This window comes from Mycolicibacterium sp. lyk4-40-TYG-92 (genome assembly GCF_030209435.1).
Lineage (GTDB): Bacteria > Actinomycetota > Actinomycetes > Mycobacteriales > Mycobacteriaceae > Mycobacterium.
Genome location: NZ_JARVRX010000014.1, coordinates 113,471 through 130,416 on the forward strand (window position 1 = coordinate 113,471; position 16,946 = coordinate 130,416).

Annotated in this window: 18 protein-coding genes; 5 read left to right on the forward strand and 13 right to left on the reverse strand. The window is 66.3% G+C overall.

The features are described from left to right. Positions 1 to 37: 37 nt before the first annotated feature. The 4 genes from QRN63_RS20340 to nrdH all read right to left on the reverse strand — a co-directional run bounded on the left by QRN63_RS20340 (position 38) and on the right by nrdH (position 4,117). Positions 38 to 1,168 carry a threonine synthase gene (locus QRN63_RS20340; RefSeq protein WP_285032483.1) on the reverse strand — a complete coding sequence of 377 codons (1,131 nt, stop codon included), beginning with the start codon at positions 1,166 to 1,168 and terminating at the stop codon, positions 38 to 40. 90 nt (positions 1,169 to 1,258) lie between these two features. Further along, positions 1,259 to 3,427 carry a class 1b ribonucleoside-diphosphate reductase subunit alpha gene (gene nrdE, locus QRN63_RS20345; RefSeq protein WP_285032484.1) on the reverse strand — a complete coding sequence of 723 codons (2,169 nt, stop codon included), beginning with the start codon at positions 3,425 to 3,427 and terminating at the stop codon, positions 1,259 to 1,261. Continuing rightward, on the reverse strand, positions 3,394 to 3,846 hold the full coding sequence (gene nrdI, locus QRN63_RS20350; RefSeq protein ID WP_267316529.1) for a class Ib ribonucleoside-diphosphate reductase assembly flavoprotein NrdI: 453 nt from the start codon (positions 3,844 to 3,846) through the stop codon (positions 3,394 to 3,396). The genes nrdE and nrdI overlap by 34 nt, the downstream gene beginning before the upstream one ends. Positions 3,847 to 3,877: 31 nt before the next feature. Then, positions 3,878 to 4,117: a glutaredoxin-like protein NrdH gene (gene nrdH / locus QRN63_RS20355; protein WP_020104016.1), complete on the reverse strand. Its 240-nt coding sequence runs from the start codon at positions 4,115 to 4,117 to the stop codon at positions 3,878 to 3,880. Positions 4,118 to 4,993: 876 nt separating this feature from the next. Between nrdH and QRN63_RS20360 the strand changes: the two genes are divergently transcribed. Then, the gene (locus QRN63_RS20360) at positions 4,994 to 5,665 is read left to right on the forward strand and encodes a cutinase family protein (protein WP_285032691.1); all 672 of its coding nucleotides are present in this window, start codon (positions 4,994 to 4,996) and stop codon (positions 5,663 to 5,665) included. A gap of 3 nt (positions 5,666 to 5,668) precedes the next feature. Here QRN63_RS20360 and QRN63_RS20365 read toward each other — a convergent pair whose 3' ends face one another. From QRN63_RS20365 to QRN63_RS20395, 7 genes are all read right to left on the reverse strand, one after another. Then, the gene (locus QRN63_RS20365) at positions 5,669 to 6,013 is read right to left on the reverse strand and encodes a hypothetical protein (protein WP_267316684.1); all 345 of its coding nucleotides are present in this window, start codon (positions 6,011 to 6,013) and stop codon (positions 5,669 to 5,671) included. Positions 6,014 to 6,045: 32 nt separating this feature from the next. Next, a complete protein-coding gene (locus tag QRN63_RS20370; RefSeq protein WP_285032485.1) occupies positions 6,046 to 6,978 on the reverse strand; it encodes a metallophosphoesterase family protein in 933 nt (310 codons plus the stop codon). After that, positions 6,975 to 7,451 carry a cupredoxin domain-containing protein gene (locus tag QRN63_RS20375; RefSeq protein WP_285032486.1) on the reverse strand — a complete coding sequence of 159 codons (477 nt, stop codon included), beginning with the start codon at positions 7,449 to 7,451 and terminating at the stop codon, positions 6,975 to 6,977. The genes QRN63_RS20370 and QRN63_RS20375 overlap by 4 nt, the downstream gene beginning before the upstream one ends. 69 nt (positions 7,452 to 7,520) lie before the next feature. After that, entirely contained in the window at positions 7,521 to 8,237 is a 717-nt protein-coding gene (locus tag QRN63_RS20380; protein ID WP_285032487.1) for a Rieske (2Fe-2S) protein, read from the reverse strand. Then, positions 8,234 to 8,779: an RNA polymerase sigma factor gene (locus QRN63_RS20385; protein WP_267316525.1), complete on the reverse strand. Its 546-nt coding sequence runs from the start codon at positions 8,777 to 8,779 to the stop codon at positions 8,234 to 8,236. Before QRN63_RS20385 ends, QRN63_RS20380 begins: the two co-directional genes overlap by 4 nt. A 98-nt stretch (positions 8,780 to 8,877) precedes the next feature. After that, positions 8,878 to 10,161: a PucR family transcriptional regulator gene (locus QRN63_RS20390; RefSeq protein WP_285032488.1), complete on the reverse strand. Its 1,284-nt coding sequence runs from the start codon at positions 10,159 to 10,161 to the stop codon at positions 8,878 to 8,880. Between the two features lie 177 nt (positions 10,162 to 10,338). Next, positions 10,339 to 10,878 (reverse strand): NADPH-dependent FMN reductase, encoded by a 540-nt coding sequence (locus QRN63_RS20395; protein WP_267316523.1) that lies wholly within the window; start codon positions 10,876 to 10,878, stop codon positions 10,339 to 10,341. A 147-nt stretch (positions 10,879 to 11,025) separates the two neighbouring features. Here QRN63_RS20395 and QRN63_RS20400 point away from each other — a divergent pair, with 147 nt between their 5' ends. From QRN63_RS20400 to QRN63_RS20410, 3 genes are read left to right on the forward strand one after another with little or no spacing between them, the layout of a single operon-like run. Continuing rightward, positions 11,026 to 11,616: a TetR/AcrR family transcriptional regulator gene (locus QRN63_RS20400; protein WP_267316683.1), complete on the forward strand. Its 591-nt coding sequence runs from the start codon at positions 11,026 to 11,028 to the stop codon at positions 11,614 to 11,616. Position 11,617: 1 nt separating this feature from the next. Further along, positions 11,618 to 12,652 carry a DNA polymerase IV gene (locus tag QRN63_RS20405; RefSeq protein ID WP_285032489.1) on the forward strand — a complete coding sequence of 345 codons (1,035 nt, stop codon included), beginning with the start codon at positions 11,618 to 11,620 and terminating at the stop codon, positions 12,650 to 12,652. Then, positions 12,646 to 13,806 (forward strand): AAA family ATPase, encoded by a 1,161-nt coding sequence (locus tag QRN63_RS20410; RefSeq protein ID WP_267316521.1) that lies wholly within the window; start codon positions 12,646 to 12,648, stop codon positions 13,804 to 13,806. Before QRN63_RS20405 ends, QRN63_RS20410 begins: the two co-directional genes overlap by 7 nt. 19 nt (positions 13,807 to 13,825) lie before the next feature. Here QRN63_RS20410 and QRN63_RS20415 read toward each other — a convergent pair whose 3' ends face one another. Together QRN63_RS20415 and QRN63_RS20420 are read right to left on the reverse strand one after the other, a co-directional pair. Continuing rightward, a complete protein-coding gene (locus tag QRN63_RS20415; RefSeq protein ID WP_285032490.1) occupies positions 13,826 to 14,683 on the reverse strand; it encodes an SDR family oxidoreductase in 858 nt (285 codons plus the stop codon). A gap of 9 nt (positions 14,684 to 14,692) precedes the next feature. Beyond that, complete coding sequence (locus QRN63_RS20420) at positions 14,693 to 15,325, reverse strand: TetR/AcrR family transcriptional regulator (RefSeq protein WP_267316519.1); 633 nt, start codon at positions 15,323 to 15,325, stop codon at positions 14,693 to 14,695. Positions 15,326 to 15,451: 126 nt separating this feature from the next. On the opposite strand from QRN63_RS20420, the gene QRN63_RS20425 reads away from it, so the two are divergent. Further along, a complete protein-coding gene (locus QRN63_RS20425) occupies positions 15,452 to 16,933 on the forward strand; it encodes a cytochrome P450 (RefSeq protein WP_285032491.1) in 1,482 nt (493 codons plus the stop codon). The last annotated feature ends 13 nt before the right edge of the window (positions 16,934 to 16,946 follow it).

Genomic DNA, 16,946 nt, shown 5'->3' on the forward strand with positions numbered 1-16,946 from the left:
TGGTGGACGTCGACCCCAACCAGAAAGACCTCCGTCGTCACACGGTGGCAAGCAGGTGACCGGCCTTCAGCCCCGAACCAGTGAGAACGGCGACGACGGTGTCCGCGGCACTGATCTCTCCAGCTGCCCGTAACTGACGTAGCGCGGGCACGACCTGGGCGCTGGTGGGTTCGACGAACAGCCCGGTCCTGGCGAGCTGCCCGACCGCGGGCAGCAACTCGTCTTCTGGGACCGCGACAGCCGCCCCACCGCTGTCCCGGATCGCTTGCAGGACTTCACGATCCCGCACGGGCTGCGCGATGGCCGTGCCCTCGGCGACAGTCGTCGCCCATTGCTTTTCGACGACCTCAGCGCTCCCCTGCTCCAGTGCCTTGACGAGCGGGCAGCAATTCTCGGGTTGACTGACGAGGATTCGTGGCACGCGTTCGATCTCGCCCGCTCGATACAGTTCGCCGAAGCCGGTGGCGCAACCGAGGACCAGGCTGCCGGCCCCCGCGGGAACGAGAACCGCAGCGGGAGAACGAAAACCGAGGTCCTCCCAGATCTCGTAGGCGATCAGTTTGATGCCTTGCAGGAAATGCGGGTGCCAGTTGTGGCTTGCGTAGAACGTCGTGTCGGCGCGACGCACAGCCTCGTCGGCCACCTCCTGCCGGGTGCCGGAGACGAGTTCGATGTGGGCCCCGTGCCATCGGCTCTGCACGATCTTGTTCGGCGACGTCGCAGCCGGCACGAGGATGTGGGCTTCGATCCCTGCCGCCGCACAGTACGCGGCCACCGAGGATCCCCCGTTGCCGCTGGAGTCCTCGAGGGCACGGTCGATCCCGTGGTGCCGAAGGGCCGTTACCATCACCGCGACGCCTCGGTCCTTGAAACTGCCGGTGGGATTCATCGACTCGAGCTTCAGGCCGACGTCGATGCCGTCGAAGGTTCGATTGATCAACGGTGTCCGGCCCTCACCGAGGGTCACCGGGTCGATGTGCGCCAAGGGATCTGGCAGCGCCGCGCGATAGCGCCACTGCGAGTTGACCGCGGCGTCGATCTGCTCGCGGCCGATGCCCGGCAGCGGTTCGAAGACCAGCGGGCCGCCGTCGTCACCGCGCCAGCGGGGTTGGTCAGCGGGATACCGATGGCCGCTGCGGTCGACAAGACTCGGTCCCAGCGAGTTCACCGTCATCCCTTCCGTTCTCGGGACTACACGTAAATGTCCCCCAAAACCGTTGTCTTGGGGGACATTTGACGTCTGCTCGCGTTCAGAGCCTTACAACATGCAGCTGACGCAGTTGTCCACCTCAGTGCCTTCCAGCGCCATCTGACGCAGGCGGATGTAGTACAGCGTCTTGATACCCTTGCGCCAGGCGTAGATCTGCGCCTTGTTGACGTCACGCGTCGTGGCGGTGTCCTTGAAGAACAACGTCAGCGAAAGTCCTTGGTCCACATGCTGAGTGGCCGCGGCGTACGTGTCGATGATCTTCTCGTAGCCGATCTCGTACGCGTCCTTGTAGTACTCCAGGTTGTCGTTCGTCAGGTACGGCGCCGGGTAGTAGACGCGACCGATCTTGCCTTCCTTACGGATCTCGATCTTCGACGCGACCGGGTGGATCGAGCTGGTCGAGTGGTTGATGTACGAGATCGAGCCCGTCGGCGGAACCGCCTGCAGGTTCTGGTTGTAGATGCCGTGCGCCTGCACCGATTCCTTCAGCGAACGCCAATCATCCTGCGTCGGAATGTGAATGCCGGCATCGGCGAAGATCTGGCGCACCTTGTCGGTCTTCGGCGCCCACTCCCGCTCGGTGTACTTGTCGAAGAACTCACCCGAGGCGTACTTCGACTTCTCGAACCCGCCGAACTTCGTACCACGTTCGATCGCAATGCGGTTCGACGCGCGCAGTGCGTGGAACAGCACGGTGTAGAAGTAGATGTTGGTGAAGTCGATGCCCTCTTCGGAGCCGTAGTGAATCTGCTCACGGGCCAGGTAGCCGTGCAGGTTCATCTGCCCCAGGCCGATGGCGTGCGAGTCGTTGTTGCCCTGCTCGATCGACGGCACCGACCAGATGTGCGTCTGATCCGACACCGCGGTCAGCGCGCGGATCGACACCTCGATGGTCTGCGCGAAGTCCGGCGAATCCATGGCCTTGGCGATGTTCAGCGAGCCCAGGTTGCACGAGATGTCCTTGCCGACCTTGGCGTAGGACAGGTCCTCGTTGAACAGCGACGGCGTCGACACCTGCAGGATTTCCGAGCACAGGTTCGAGTGCGTGATCTTGCCATCGATGGGGTTGGCCCGGTTCACCGTGTCCTCGAACATGATGTACGGGTAGCCCGACTCGAACTGCAGCTCGGCGAGGGTCTGGAAGAACTCGCGCGCCTTGATCTTCGTCTTGCGGATGGCGCCGTTGTCGACCATCTCGTAGTACTTCTCGGTGACGTTGACGTCGGCGAACGGCAGCCCGTACACCTTCTCGACGTCGTACGGCGAGAAGAGGTACATGTCCTCGTTCTTCTTCGCCAGCTCGAACGTGATGTCCGGGATGACGACGCCCAGCGAGAGCGTCTTGATCCGGATCTTCTCGTCGGCGTTCTCCCGCTTGGTGTCGAGGAAGCGGTAGATGTCGGGGTGGTGCGCGTGCAGGTACACCGCACCCGCGCCCTGGCGGGCACCGAGCTGGTTGGCGTAGGAGAACGAGTCCTCCAGCAGCTTCATGATCGGGATGACGCCCGAGGACTGGTTCTCGATGTTCTTGATCGGCGCACCGTGCTCACGAATGTTGCTGAGCAGCAACGCAACTCCACCGCCGCGCTTGGACAGCTGCAGCGCCGAGTTGATCGAGCGGCCGATCGACTCCATGTTGTCCTCGATGCGCAGCAGGAAGCACGACACGGGCTCGCCGCGCTGCTTCTTGCCCGAGTTGAGGAACGTCGGGGTGGCCGGCTGGAAACGGCCGTCGATGATCTCGTCGACGAGCTTCTCGGCCAGCTCGGTGTCACCTGCAGCCAGGGTGAGGGCCACCATGACGACGCGATCCTCGAAGCGCTCCAGGTAGCGCTTGCCGTCGAAAGTCTTCAGCGTGTAGCTGGTGTAGTACTTGAACGCGCCCAGAAACGTCGGGAACCGGAACTTCTTGGCGAAGGCCCGGTCCAGCAGCTGCTTGACGAAGTTGCGGCTGTACTGGTCGAGCACCTCGCGCTCGTAGTACTCCTTCTCGATCAGGTAATCGAGCTTCTCGTCCTGGCTGTGAAAGAACACCGTGTTCTGGTTCACGTGCTGCAGGAAGTACTCCCGCGCCGCGAGCACGTCCTTGTCGAACTGGATCTTGCCGTCCGCGTCGTACAGGTTGAGCATCGCGTTGAGAGCGTGGTAGTCGCTCTCACCGGGCAGCGCGTGCGTGGTGGCGGCTACCGGTTCTGCAGCTGTGACGGTTGGTGGCACGAGAGTTCCTTCCAGAAATCTTCCAGACCCTCACGAACGGCGATGACGTCGTCCGGGGTTCCCATGAGTTCAAGGCGGTAGAGGTACGGAACACCACACTTACGGGAGACCACATTGCCCGCGTAAGCGAATTCAGCACCAAAGTTGTTGTTGCCCGCGGCGATAACGCCGCGGATCAACGACCGGTTGTGTTCATTGTTGAGAAAAGCGATGACCTGCTTCGGGACGTAGCCACCGTCGTTGATGTCCGGGGTGGCACGTCCGCCGCCATAGGTCGGGAGCACCAGGACGTAGGGCTCATCGATGACCCCGTCCTCGATACGTCCATGAATCGGGATGCGAGTGGCCGGGATGCCCAGCTTCTGGACGAAGCGGTGGGTGTTCTCGGACACGCTGGAGAAGTAGACGAGATTGCTCACTGTTCCTTCTCCTCCCCCGGTTGGTTGTTTTCTAGGCGGTGACCGCCACGGTGCTGAGCGCCTTGATCCGGTCGGGGCGGAAGCCCGACCAGTGCTCGCTGTCGGTCACCACGACCGGGGCCTGCAGGTAACCGAGCGCCAGCACGTACTCGCGGGCTTCGTCATCGATGCTGATGTCAACCTTCTCGTAAGCGATGCCCGCCTTGTCCAGCGCCTTGTAGGTGGCGTTGCACTGCACACATGCCGGCTTGGTGTACACGGTGACGGTCATCTCGGTACGACTCCTCTTCGAAGGCCTGGAAGCTGAACTGAACATGGCTGGCAACTGACGGGGTGGCGCTTTCCGCTGATATCCCCATCTGGATCAGCGGCCCGGCAACCCCTGAAATTCCCGCATCTCCGGTCGCCCCGGGCCACTCCGGTCAGAACGTCCGGGAATCCCCGTCCGACCGACTTTCCGGCCCCGGCCGACCCTCAAATTGTGGGGGCCTGTCGGTCCGTCAAACACTACACCTAGTGGGCGACAAACCGAACAGATACAAGATGTTCTGAACAACATTCGTGAAATTCCCAGGTCGTAAGGCCGAATCCGAGATACTCTCTCGGCGTGTCGCACATCACACCCGGGGGCGTGTCGTGCTCCGACTACCGGTTTATCACCAGCCACCGACAAGTTGCGGCGACGCGCCGCCCGCGACGCGCCGGGCCCGGCCCGCCGGAAGTGGCCAGCTACGCCGATTTCCGCGCGACGGGTGCCACAGCTGTGGTACGCGCGTGACGGACGTGACAAATGCGACTATCACCCCCGGCGCGGCGCGTTCGGCCCACACCCCCGCCGCCAGTACGGCCACCACTTCGGCGACCACACTGAGGACTGCATACGGTACCGGCTCCCAGCCCGTCTCCACGAATCCGAACAATCCGAACGTTCGTGACAGCCCGGGCTGTATTCGACTGGCACCACGGCCAGAGCCGCCTGCGCGCATCCCACATGAACAGCGTCGGCTCCAACTCGCTGCGTACTATCGCAACCAGGCAATCGGCATCCCGAAACGACGAAACGACGCAGAGGTTCGCCATGCACACCTTGCATTGCGCTGACGCCCCGAGCGCGCGCCACCGGCTCGGCACCCGCGGGCTCACGAGCATGTTCACCCTGATGTCCGGCGCGCTGGCCCTGATGGCCGCGCCGGCTCCCGCGGCCACCGCGGACGCCTGTCCGGATGCCGAAGTGATATTCGCCCGCGGCACCGGCGAACCGCCGGGCGTCGGCGGCATCGGCCAGGCCTTCGTCGATGCGGTGCGGGCCAAGAGCGGCACCAAATCGGTCAGCGTGTACCCGGTGAACTACCAGGCCAGTGCCGACTTCAACGACGGCGTCCAGTTCGCGCTCACCGTCATCGACGGAATCCGCGACGCCACCAACCACATTCAGGCTGTGGCCGCCACGTGCCCCGCCACCAAGATGGTGCTCGGCGGATTCTCCCAGGGCGCGGCGGTAGCTGCGTTCACCACGGCAGCCGACATCCCACCGGGCGTCCCGGCGGCCTTCGTACCGCCCCCGATGCCGCCCGAGGTGGCCGGTCACGTCGCGGCGGTGGCGCTGTTCGGGAAGCCCTCGAATCGGTTCCTCGGCGACGCCGGCGCGCCGCAGATCACCATCGGCCCGCTGTACGCGCCCAAGACCATCGATCAGTGCGCGAGCGGCGACACCATCTGTAACGGTGCACCCCCCGGGCAGCCCACCGCCGCGCACAACTCCTACATCGCCAACGGCATGGTCGCTCAAGCGGCACAATTCGCGGCCGGCCGACTGTAGTCGTCACTCGCCCGCGGTTGATCGCTGCCGCGTCCGCACCGCCCACGCGGCGACCGCCAGCACGGCCACGGTTTCGGCAACGGCGCTCACCAGTGCGTAAGGCGCTGGTTCCCAGCCTTTTTCAAGGAATCCGGCCAAACCCACGGTGCGGGACAGGGCGAACGCCCCCAGCGCGCCGGCCGAGAACACCCCGGAGGCCCAGAGGAACCACGTCGGACCGCCGGCCAAGATCAACACGCCCACGCTGCAGAACACCGCGGCCTGGACGAGGAAGCCGGCGCCGACCGTGGGGATGTGACCGTAGCCGTGCAGGTAGAGATAGGCGTGCACACCGCCGCTGACAACCATGGCCGCCGCGATCACCAGGCGGTAGACGATAGTCACAGCAGGGTCCGTTCTTTGAGCGCGAGCGTGTGTTGGCCGGTCTGATAGCTGACCTCGCGGATGCCGAGCGCGTCGTGCAGCTTGCCGGCCGGCAGGGTCAGCGGCTTGGGCGCCGGACCGTCGCCGGGATGCGGCAGCGGATACGCGGTCGTCGTGCCGCTGTGGAACGTGACGTTGCCCTCGGTCTTGGAAAACACCTGGTGCACATGGCCATTGAGACAGGTCACCGACGCGAACCGCTTGAGATAGCTCAAAGCCTGGGTCGCGTCGTCGGTTCCCCAGCCCCAATCGGGATACATCGCGAACAGCGGGATGTGGCTGAACACCACGATCGGTGTATCGCTCGACAGCGAGGCGACGTCCTTCTCCACGAACTCGAGCTGGTCGACGCCGAGGTGACCGAGCTTCTTGAGATTCAGCGTGTTCACCAGCGCGATGACGTGCACGCCCGCGATGTCGAAGCTGTACCAGCCGTCGCCGCGGGTGCCCGCCCCGAATGTCTTGCGGTACTTGGCCCCGGCGTCGTCGGCCGAATCATGTTCTCCCGGAACGGTGAACACGTGCGGGGTGCGGAGCCCGGTCATCATCTGCCGGACCTGATCGAACTGCTCCGGGGTGGCCAGATGGGTCAGGTCGCCCGTGTGGATGACGAAATCCGGCGTGTAGCCCAGGTTGTTGACGGTGTCGATGGCATGGGTGAACGACCCGGCGACGTCGGTGTTGGCGGCCCCGGTGAATCCGATGTGGCTGTCGCTGACCTGGGCGAAGCGCAGAGTGGGTTGCGCAGCCGGCGCGGACGAGCTGCCCGCGACGTGCGACAGCACTTCCCCGCCGACCACCGACAACCCCACGGTGGCGCCGAACCACGCCGTGTGCCGGAGCAGTTGCCGGCGGTTCATCTGCTGCGGGTCATCTTGTGCGTCAGTCATTTGACGACCACCGTTCCGTGCATGAAGGGATGAATCCCGCAGACGTAGGCGTACGTACCGGGCGTCGCGAACGTGTAGCTGAACGTGGCACCGGAACCCATTGTCGGAGAACGGAACTGACCACCTTCGGCGACGATGTTGTGCGGATCCTCGTCGTGGTTGGTCCAGGTCACCGTCGTGCCGGCGGGCACCGTCAACTCCGCGGGGGCAAAGGCGAAGTTGTCGACGTTGACGGCATTCGGCCCGGCCGGAGCGGGCGCGGGTTGGCCGGACTCGGGTGGGGCCATGGTCATCGACCCCATCGACCCCATCGCGGGCCCGGAACCGGCGCCCGGTCCGCTCATTCCGGGCGTCCCGCTGACATCGGAACTGAAAACAGGTGTGGGTGCTGCTTTTTGCTGCGGCGCCGTCGAGGTGCATGCGGCCAGGAACAGGACCGCGCCGGAGAGCGCAACCAGAGATCGTCGCGACACGACGGGAACCTCCGTAGTCGTCGGGTACGGGTGCGCCTGCGCACCCTCACCAACAGATACGGTGGCGGGTTACACGCCTGCCGCCGGCCAACTCGGCGGAGACGGCGCGAACACCTCGATCACGCCGTTCACCTCACGAACCTCGAACTTGGGCAACGGTTTCGGTGCTATCGGCAGCTGATGGGTCAGCACGTGCCCGTCGGTGGCGAACGACGTGGAATGGCACGGGCAGCGCAGCCGGTCGTCCGGCCCGTCGAACCAGAGCCGGCAGCCCTGATGCGTGCAGACACCCGAGATGCCCTGCACGTTCCCGTCGACCCTGCGCACGAACCCCACGACCGAGCCCAGGTCGAACGGATGCACTGCGCCCTCTGATACGTCGGAGCTGTCGGCGACCTTCTGCCAACTGCCCGCGGACGGCACCAGTTCCCGGCCTGCGGTGTCCTGATCGGACGGCCCACTGCGGGCCACCAACGCCCGGTCGACGGCCACCGCGGCGACCGCGGCACTGGCGGCCGCGGAAGTCCCGACGATCACCTGACGGCGGTTGGCGCGCAGCCAGCCCGGCTTCGGGGCCGCCGCTTGGTCGCCGTCGAACTGGGCGGCGAGCCGGCCCTGCAGATCGGCGAGGAATTCCGGACGCGGCTCGTCGGCGCCGGGCCGGGCCGCCTGCAGGTCGATCGCCGTCCGCATCTGCGCCGCGTCGAAGTCGTCGGGCGTGAACCCGGACGGCTTGCGCCCGCGCAGCAGATCGTCGAGGTACCGACGCAACCCGCGCGCGTTCATGGCTCGCCCTTCTCGTTGATCTGTGCCGCCAGCCGTAATGCCCGGTGTTGCAACACCTTTGCGTTGGCGACGCTGACACCGAGCTCCGCTGCGGACTCCTTGATCGACCTGGTCTGGAGAAATCGCAGCTCCAGTATGCGTCGATAGTTGTCCGGCAGGGCGTCCAACACCGCGGCGACACGGTCCGGCGCGGTACTGATCGACTCTTCGGCTTCCGGTGGCGCCTCGATATCGAGGTCGATGCAGGTGATCTCGCGCCCCATCGTCTCGCGCCAATGCGCGGCGAGCACCGTGCGCGCCGTGCTCCGCAGATAGGACCGCACCTCGGCGGCACTCGCCGTCAGCCGCAACGGCCGCAACGCGGCGAGAAACACCTCGGCGGTGAGGTCCTCTGCGTCGGCCTGATTGCCGACCCGCGCGTAGATCGTGCGGTACACCCACGTCGCGTTGTCCTGGTAGACGGATTCCCAGTCGGGATACCGGGAATCCGACGAGACCACGCGCAGTGGGGGTCGGTGCACAGGGTCACGCTGTGCAGACACATTGGCCCCGTCTCATCGGTGCGGCCCGGCACGCCCCGGGACCACTTCGACAAGTAGATAGCCACCGGGGTTACATCGGACCGCGACGGGCAACACCGTCACCCGCCGTCGTCCACCGGATCCAGCAGCCGGTCACCGAACAGACTGCACAGCAGCAACGCGACCTCGACGTCCAACCGGTCGTCCTCGATGGGCCGGCCCCGGCGTTCGATCGCCCGCTGCACCCGGTACTTCACCGAGTTCGTGTGCAGATGCAGTTCCTCGGCTGCGGCCTTGTTGCTGCCGCCCGCCTTGAGGAAGGCCTGCAGCGTCTCGCGCAGGCGCTGGTCGCCGTCCGTCGAACAGGCCAGTGGACCAAGCACTTCCGTGGCCCACGCCGACAGCGCATCGACGTTCGACCCCAGCAGCGCCGCGAGTGCGATACCGCGGTGGCCGAACGCCGTGAACCGGCGCCGCCGCGGACCCGACGCCACCGCGACGGCGCGGGCGTCTTCAGCCTGCCGATGCGACAGCCGGAAGCCGGCGACGCCCGACTGCGGAGTGCCGACGGCGACGTACGGCCCGTCGGCCGGCACCAGACTCCCCAGCCATGTCACCGCCTCCCCGATCGCTGCCGCGGGCACCGCGACCCAGGCCCATGCCGTGGCTCGATCGACCGAGATGAACAGCGGCGAGTCCGCCGCCCCGATCGACGCGGCGAACTGCTGAACCAGCCGCTCCATCTCGGCCAGCCGGTCCGCGGAGTCGTCGCACCACAGCACCACCGCGAGATGCGTGCGCTGCAACGGATACCGGATGGCCACCGTCGCGGCATCGATATCGACGTCGCCGCCGGCCAACAGCTCACGAATCTCCGTGATGCGTACGCTGTTTCGGTTCTCCAGCCAGCTCTCCCGAGCCTGCTGGTACACCTCGACGACCTCTTGCGAGATCCTGTCGATGTAGCTGAACGAGATCGTCGACATCACGTCGAAAACGTCCAGGCCCAGCCCCGGATCGAGTTCAGCGGCCCGAATCTCCTCGAGCACCTCTTTCAGCACCGCCTGATGGCCCAGCCGGTACGACCGCACCAGCACATTGGCCGAGATGTCCCGCTGCGCCAACCGGCGGGCATGCTCGAGCGCGGCCGCGGGGGCATGCAACAGGTCGATCGAGATTCCGTGCCGGGCCGCGGCGAAGAACGCATCGATGTTCGCCGACACCGAATCGGCCAGGACCTGCTGGAGTTGCTCTTCGTCGCGCAGCTCGCGGATATCCGCCACCAGCAGTTCCGAGACAGAGCGTGTGATTTCGGTGAGCCGAGCGTCCAATCGCGTGCCGATTCCGGCCACCGCGTCCGTCAACGCGTCACCCGCGCCGGTGCGGTCTGCGCCACCGGCCACGTTAACTGCCTGTTTTCCCGGCCACCCCCAAACCGTAGTTCGTCGTCGGTCCGTTTGTCCCCGAAGGACGACAGCTACCGGAGTTTTCGTCGTGATGCCGCTCAGCCGGCACACAGCGAAGGGCCGCCGGTACCCGTTCGCGGATACCGGCGGCCCTGGCGCTCACTCGAGGTGTGTTCAGCCGACCTCGGCGGCCAGCTTGGCGACCACGCCACGCACGCCGTCGACAACCTCGGCCGCCTCGCGGGGATGCTTGCCGTCGAACGCCGACGCCGGCAGGGACAGCTTGACGTCGACGACATCCGCACCGGCGATGCCGAACGACTTGCGGCTCTCGTCGTGTGCCCACACCCCGCCGTACTGGCCGAGGGCGGTTCCGATGACGGCCAGCGGCTTGCCGGTGACGGCGCCGGCGCCATACGGGCGCGACAGCCAGTCGATCGCGTTCTTCAGGACGGCCGGAATGGTGCCGTTGTACTCCGGGGTCACGGCCAGGATCGCGTCCGCGTCGCCCGCGATCTGACGCAGCGCGACGACTGCCGCCGGAACCGAGTCGTTGTCGATGTCTTCGTTGTAGAACGGCAGGTCGGCCAGCCCGTCCGCCACGCGTACCGTCACGCCGTCAGGCGCCGATTCGACCGCCACCTCGGCGAGCTGGCGATTCAGCGAGGCCGCGCGCAGGCTGCCGACCAGGACCAGGACCTTGGTATCTGCCATTTTCTTTCCCCTAGCTTGTCTCTGTGGACGGTTCCGGCGAACCGATCCTCGCACGAATCAACCGGACTACGGTCCGATTCATTCCGCCTGAGTTAAAGTTTTTTCATGAGCGACGGGGTGGCGCAACTGCGGCCCACGAACCTGCCGATGGCGAGTCTGCCGATGAGTCCGGCCGCGCCGGTCGAGCGCGGCGATGCGGCGCGCAACCGACTCCTCCTGCTCGAGGCCGCCCGCCGGCTCATCGCCGCGCGCGGCTCGGACGCCGTCACCATGGACGACATCGCGGCCGAGGCCGGTGTCGGCAAAGGCACCCTGTTCCGCCGGTTCGGCAGCCGCTCGGGCCTGATGCTCGTGCTCCTCGACGAGGACGAGCAAGTGGAGCAGAACGCCATGATGTTCGGCCCGCCGCCACTGGGTCCCGGCGCACCGCCGCTGGAACGACTGCTCGCCTACGGCCGCGACCGGCTGCAGTTTGCCTGGCAGCATCGCGCCCTGCTGTCCGACGCGGGGCGTGATCCACAGAGCCGTTTCGGGGCTGCTGCCGCCGTCCACCGCACCCACGTCCGGATGCTGCTGCATACCGCCGGCACCACAGGAGACCTGGACGCCCAGACCGATGCCCTCCTGGCGCTGCTCGACGCCGACTACGTCAGCCACCAGCTCGATGATCTGGGTCATAGCCTGCAGGCGCAGGGCGATGCCTGGGAAAGCGTGGCGCGCAAGCTTTGCGGGACCTGACATGACATGGGTACTGCACGTCGACCTCGATCAGTTCCTCGCGTCCGTCGAATTGCGCCGTCATCCCGAGCTGGTCGGGCAACCCGTCATCGTCGGCGGCAGCGGCGACCCCACCGAGCCCCGCAAGGTGGTCACCTGCGCTTCCTATGAGGCAAGGGACTTCGGTGTCCACGCCGGGATGCCACTGCGCACCGCCGCCCGTAAATGCCCCGAGGCCGTCTTCCTGCCCTCGGATGCGCCCGCCTACGACGAGGCCTCCGAACAGGTCATGGGCCTGTTGCGCGACCTCGGCCATCCGGTCGAGGTGTGGGGCTGGGACGAGGCGTATGTCGGTGCGGCCGTGGATGATCCGTTCGAGCTCGCCGAGAAGATTCGGGCCGTGATCGCTGCCGAGACCGGCCTGTCGTGCAGCGTCGGCATCAGCGACAACAAGCAGCGCGCCAAGGTCGCCACCGGATTCGGCAAGCCGGCCGGGGTTTTCGCGCTCACCGCCGAGAACTGGATGACGGTCATGGGCGAGCGGCCGGTCGACGCGCTCTGGGGCGTGGGCCCCAAGACCGCGAAAAAGCTTGCCGAACTGGACATCACCACCGTCGCGGAGTTGGCCCGCACCGATGCCGAGCTGCTCACGTCGGCCTTCGGCCCGACCACCGGGTTGTGGATTCTGTTGCTCGCCAAGGGCGGCGGCGACAGCAACGTGACGGCCGAACCGTGGGTGCCGCGCTCGCGCAGTCATGTGGTGACCTTCCCGGAGGACCTGACCGACATCGCCGAGATGGAAGCCGCGGTCAGCGATCTGGCCCGACGGACCCTCGATGAGATCGTCGAGCAGGGCCGCGTCGTGACCCGGGTGTCCGTGACCCTACGCACCAAAACGTTCTTCACCCGCACCAAGATTCGCAAATTGCCGGCTGCCGGTACCGATCCGGAGACCATCACCCGGACCGCGATCGACCTGCTGCACGAATTCGAACTGGACCGGCCGGTGCGGCTACTCGGGGTGCGGCTGGAGTTGGAGATGCCCGCCAAGTGCTGACCACGATCGCCATCCGGGGCTACCGATCGCTGCGCGAGATCGTCCTGCCGCTGTCGGAGCTGACCGTGGTGACAGGGGCCAACGGCACCGGCAAGTCGTCGGTGTACCGGGCGCTGGGCCTACTGGCCGACTGCGGACGCGGCGAGGTCATCGGATCCCTGGCCCGCGAAGGCGGATTGCAGTCGGTGCTGTGGGCCGGCCCGGAGAACACCAGCGGCGCGCGCCGGACCGGCACCACCGAGGGCACCAGCCGGACCCGGCCCGTCTCACTCGAACTCGGCTTCGCGGCAACTGATTTCGGTTATTTCATCGATCTCGGGCTGCCGCAGGATCCAGGACACAACTCGATGTTCGGTCAGGACCCGGAGATCAAGCGGGAGACGGTGTTCGCCGGGCCGTCTCCCCGGCCCAGCAGCGCGCTGGTCCGTCGCACCCGAACCTACGCCGAAGTGGCCTCCGATTCGGGCCGCGGCTTCGACGAGCTGACGCGCGCTCTGCCCAGCTACCGCAGCGTCCTGGCCGAATACGCCAATCCCGAGGCCCTGCCCGAGCTGGCCGCGGTGCGGGATCGGTTGCGCGACTGGCGCTTCTACGACGGCTTCCGCGTCGACCGGGATGCGCCGGCCCGCCGGCGCCAGGTGGGCACCCGGACCCCGGTGCTGAGCAACGACGGCAACGACCTCGCCGCCGCAGTCCAGACCATCCTCGAAGCCGGGTTCGACGATTTGCCGCGAGCGGTCGGCGACGCGTTCGACGGCGCCGAGATATCGGTGAGCTCCGACGGCGGTCTGTTCGAACTGCAGCTGCACCAACGGGGCATGCTCCGTCCGCTGCGCTCGGCCGAATTGTCCGACGGCACATTGCGATTTCTGCTCTGGGGCGCCGCGCTGCTGTCGCCGCAGCCGCCGGCGCTCATGGTGCTCAACGAGCCGGAGACATCCCTGCATCCCGACCTGGTGGGCCCACTGGCGGACATGATTGCCGCTGCCGCCCGCAAGACGCAGGTCGTCGTCGTCACCCACTCGGCACGGCTGCGGGAGCGGCTGGCCGCGTGCGACGCGAGCGAAGTCGAGCTCGTCAAGCAATGGGGCGAGACCCGGATCGACGGCCAGACCATGCTCAGTGTGCCGCCATGGGACTGGGGAAAGCGCTGAAGCTCAGCAGTTTTGGGGTTCAGCTGCGCTTCGGCCGCAATGCGCGTGTGAACAGCACGTTCACCTGGCGCATCGCCACACTGTAGGGCCACCAGGCCAGCCGCTTGAACAGATACAGCGCCCGGATGTCGGGCGAGGTGTAGATCATGAACCGGTTCCTGGCCACCCCGGACAGCAGCTTGTCGGCGGCCTGCTCCGGTGACACCGCGTGGCCGGCGAACCGGGCAACCCAGCGCTGCACCTGCGGGTCGTCGCGATCCACACCCGCGATCTGAACCGTCTGCACCAGAGGCGTTTTCACGGCGCCGGGCACCACGACCGACACTCCGATGCGGTGGCGTGCCAGGTCGAAGCGCAGTACCTCGCTGACCCCGCGCAGGCCGTACTTGCTGGCGCTGTAGGCGGCATGCCACGGCAGCGCGACGATGCCCGCGGCCGACGAGACATTGGCCAGCCGACCGCCGCGGCCGGCGGCCACCATGGGCGGGACCATGGTTTCGATGACGTGGATCGGTCCCATGAGATTGACGTCGACCATCGAGCGCCAGTGCTGATGGGTCAGCGTGCTGACGGTGCCCCAGGCTGAGATCCCGGCGATATTGAGCACCACGTCCATGGCCTCGTGCCGGCTGTGGATGTCGGCGGCGAAGGCCGCGACGGCGTCGTAGTCGGAGATGTCCAGGGCACGGTGTTCGGCCACCTCCCCGCCGAGCGCCCGGGCATCGGCCACGGTCTGGTCGAGGCCGGTGGCATCACGATCGGTCAGATAGAGGACCGCGCCCTGTTGAGCCAGCTTGAGCACCGTCGCCCGGCCGATACCGCTGGCCGCCCCCGTCACGAAACACCGCTTACCTGCGTAGCCGCTCCACCGCGTCATGGCCCGACCCTACACAGGCAGGTCTCCACCGCCCCATAACGCGCTGAGCCACAACCGCTCGACGATCTCCACGGCGCGTTGCGGGTCTCCGCCGCGTCCGATGAACGCGCTGTCGCGCGAGAGCGTGTATGCCGTTGTCGACACCAGGGTGCGGACCAGCGCCGGCAGGTCCTCTGAGATCGGGCGCCTGCCGGTGTCCTGCTGGACGAGGCCGACGATCTTGTCGATGACGCCGTCTTCGAAATCGGCCATCAGGTCGCGGATTTCGGCGTCTGTGTTCTGCGCGGCCGTACATGCCGCCATGATCGGGTCGTTGATGGCGTAGACCGCGGCCGCGCTGCCGACCATCCGCTTGGCGAAGGACGCCGGCGACTCGTCGGGCTCGCGCGGCGCGAAGTTATGGGTGAGTGTGTCGAGCTCCTCCATGGCCTCGGAGACGATCCGGGCCAGGACGGAGTACTTCGAGTCGAAGTAGAAGTAGAAGCCTGACCGCGCGACCCCGGCGCGCGCACTGATGGTGCTCACGGACAGCTCGGCGAACGGCCGCTCCTCCAACAGTTCGCGGACCGCGTTGACGATGGCGTCGCGTTGCCTGTCGCCTCGGCTGCGGCCCTTGTCGGCCATCTCGACTTCAGCGCTCATGGCGCCACGATGTCATCGCCGACACACCAATTCAAAACTTGACACGCGTCAAGTATGGCAGCCAAGATGACAAAAGGCGGTGACTTTCACCACAAACATGCCTCAAGAGCAGACAGGAATCCCTGGATGGCGACTATCAGCACCCCGAACTACCTCCTCGATCAGGCCATGCGGCGCCTCAAGCCGACGCCGGTCACGGTGCCCGGCATGGGCATCATCGAGCAGCGGCTGCTCGCCACTGAGTGGGACCAGTTCGTCCTCGCCGAGCCGCCGGCAGGCAGCGGCCTCAAGCCGATCATGGGCGACGCCGGACTGCCGATCATCGGCCACCTGATCGAGGTGTTCCGCGGCGGACCCGACTACGTCTTGTCGCTCTACCGCAAGCACGGCCCGCTGTACTACGCGCAGACGCCGGCGCTGTCACAGATCATGGCCCTCGGGCCGGATGCGACGCAGGCCGTGTTCTCCAACCGCAACAAGGATTTCTCGCAGCGCGCCTGGGATCCGGTGATCGGGCCGTTCTTCGAGGGCGGCCTCATGCTGCTCGATTTCGACGAGCACATGTTCCACCGCCGGATCATGCAGGAGGCATTCACCCGCTCGCGGCTGACGGGCTACGTGTCCCACATCGATTCCGTGGCGACCAAGGTGCTGGCCAACGACTGGGTGGCCGACGATCCCCGATTCCTGTTCCATCCGGCGGTCAAGGAGCTGACGCTCGACATCGCGTCCGAGGTGTTCATGGGACACCCCGCGGGGACCGACCACAAGCTCGTCACCACCATCAACCAGGCCTTCACCACCACAACCCGCGCCGGTAACGCGATCATCCGTAAGCCGGTGCGCCCCTTCGCCTGGTGGCGTGGCGTCCAGGCCCGCAAGACGCTCGAGGACTACTTCTCGAGCTCCATCGCCGAGAAGCGCCGCTCTGAGGGCACCGACATGTTCAGCGTGCTCTGTCATGCGCAGGACGAAGACGGGCAGACCTTCACCGACGACCAGATCGTCGCGCACATGATCTTCCTGATGATGGCCGCGCACGACACCACGACGTCGACGCTCACGACCATGGCCTACCACCTGGCAGCCAACCCGCAGTGGCAGGACAAACTCCGCGAGGAATCCGAGCGCATCGGTGACGCGCCCCTCGACATCGAGTCGCTGGAGAAGCTGGAAACCTATGACCTGGTGATCAACGAATCGCTGCGGTTGCAGACGCCGCTGGGCTTCAACTTCCGCCGCGCCGTCCGGGACACCGAGCTGTTGGGCTACTACATCCCGGCCGGCACCGATGTCGTCACCTGGCCCGGCATGAACCACCGCCTGTCCGAGCTGTGGACCGACCCCATGCGGTTCGACCCCGAACGGTTCGCCGAGCCGCGCAGCGAGCACAAGGCGCATCGCTACGCCTTCGCCCCGTTCGGTGGCGGTGCCCACAAGTGCATCGGCATGGTCTTCGGGCAATTGGAGATCAAGACCGTGATGCACCGACTGCTGCGCCGGTACCGCCTGGAGCTGACCCACCCGGGCTACGAGCCCTGGTACGACTACGGCGGCATGGCCGTGCCGGTCGACGGCATGCCGATCGTCTTGCGGCCCATTCGCTGATCCCCAGCCGAAA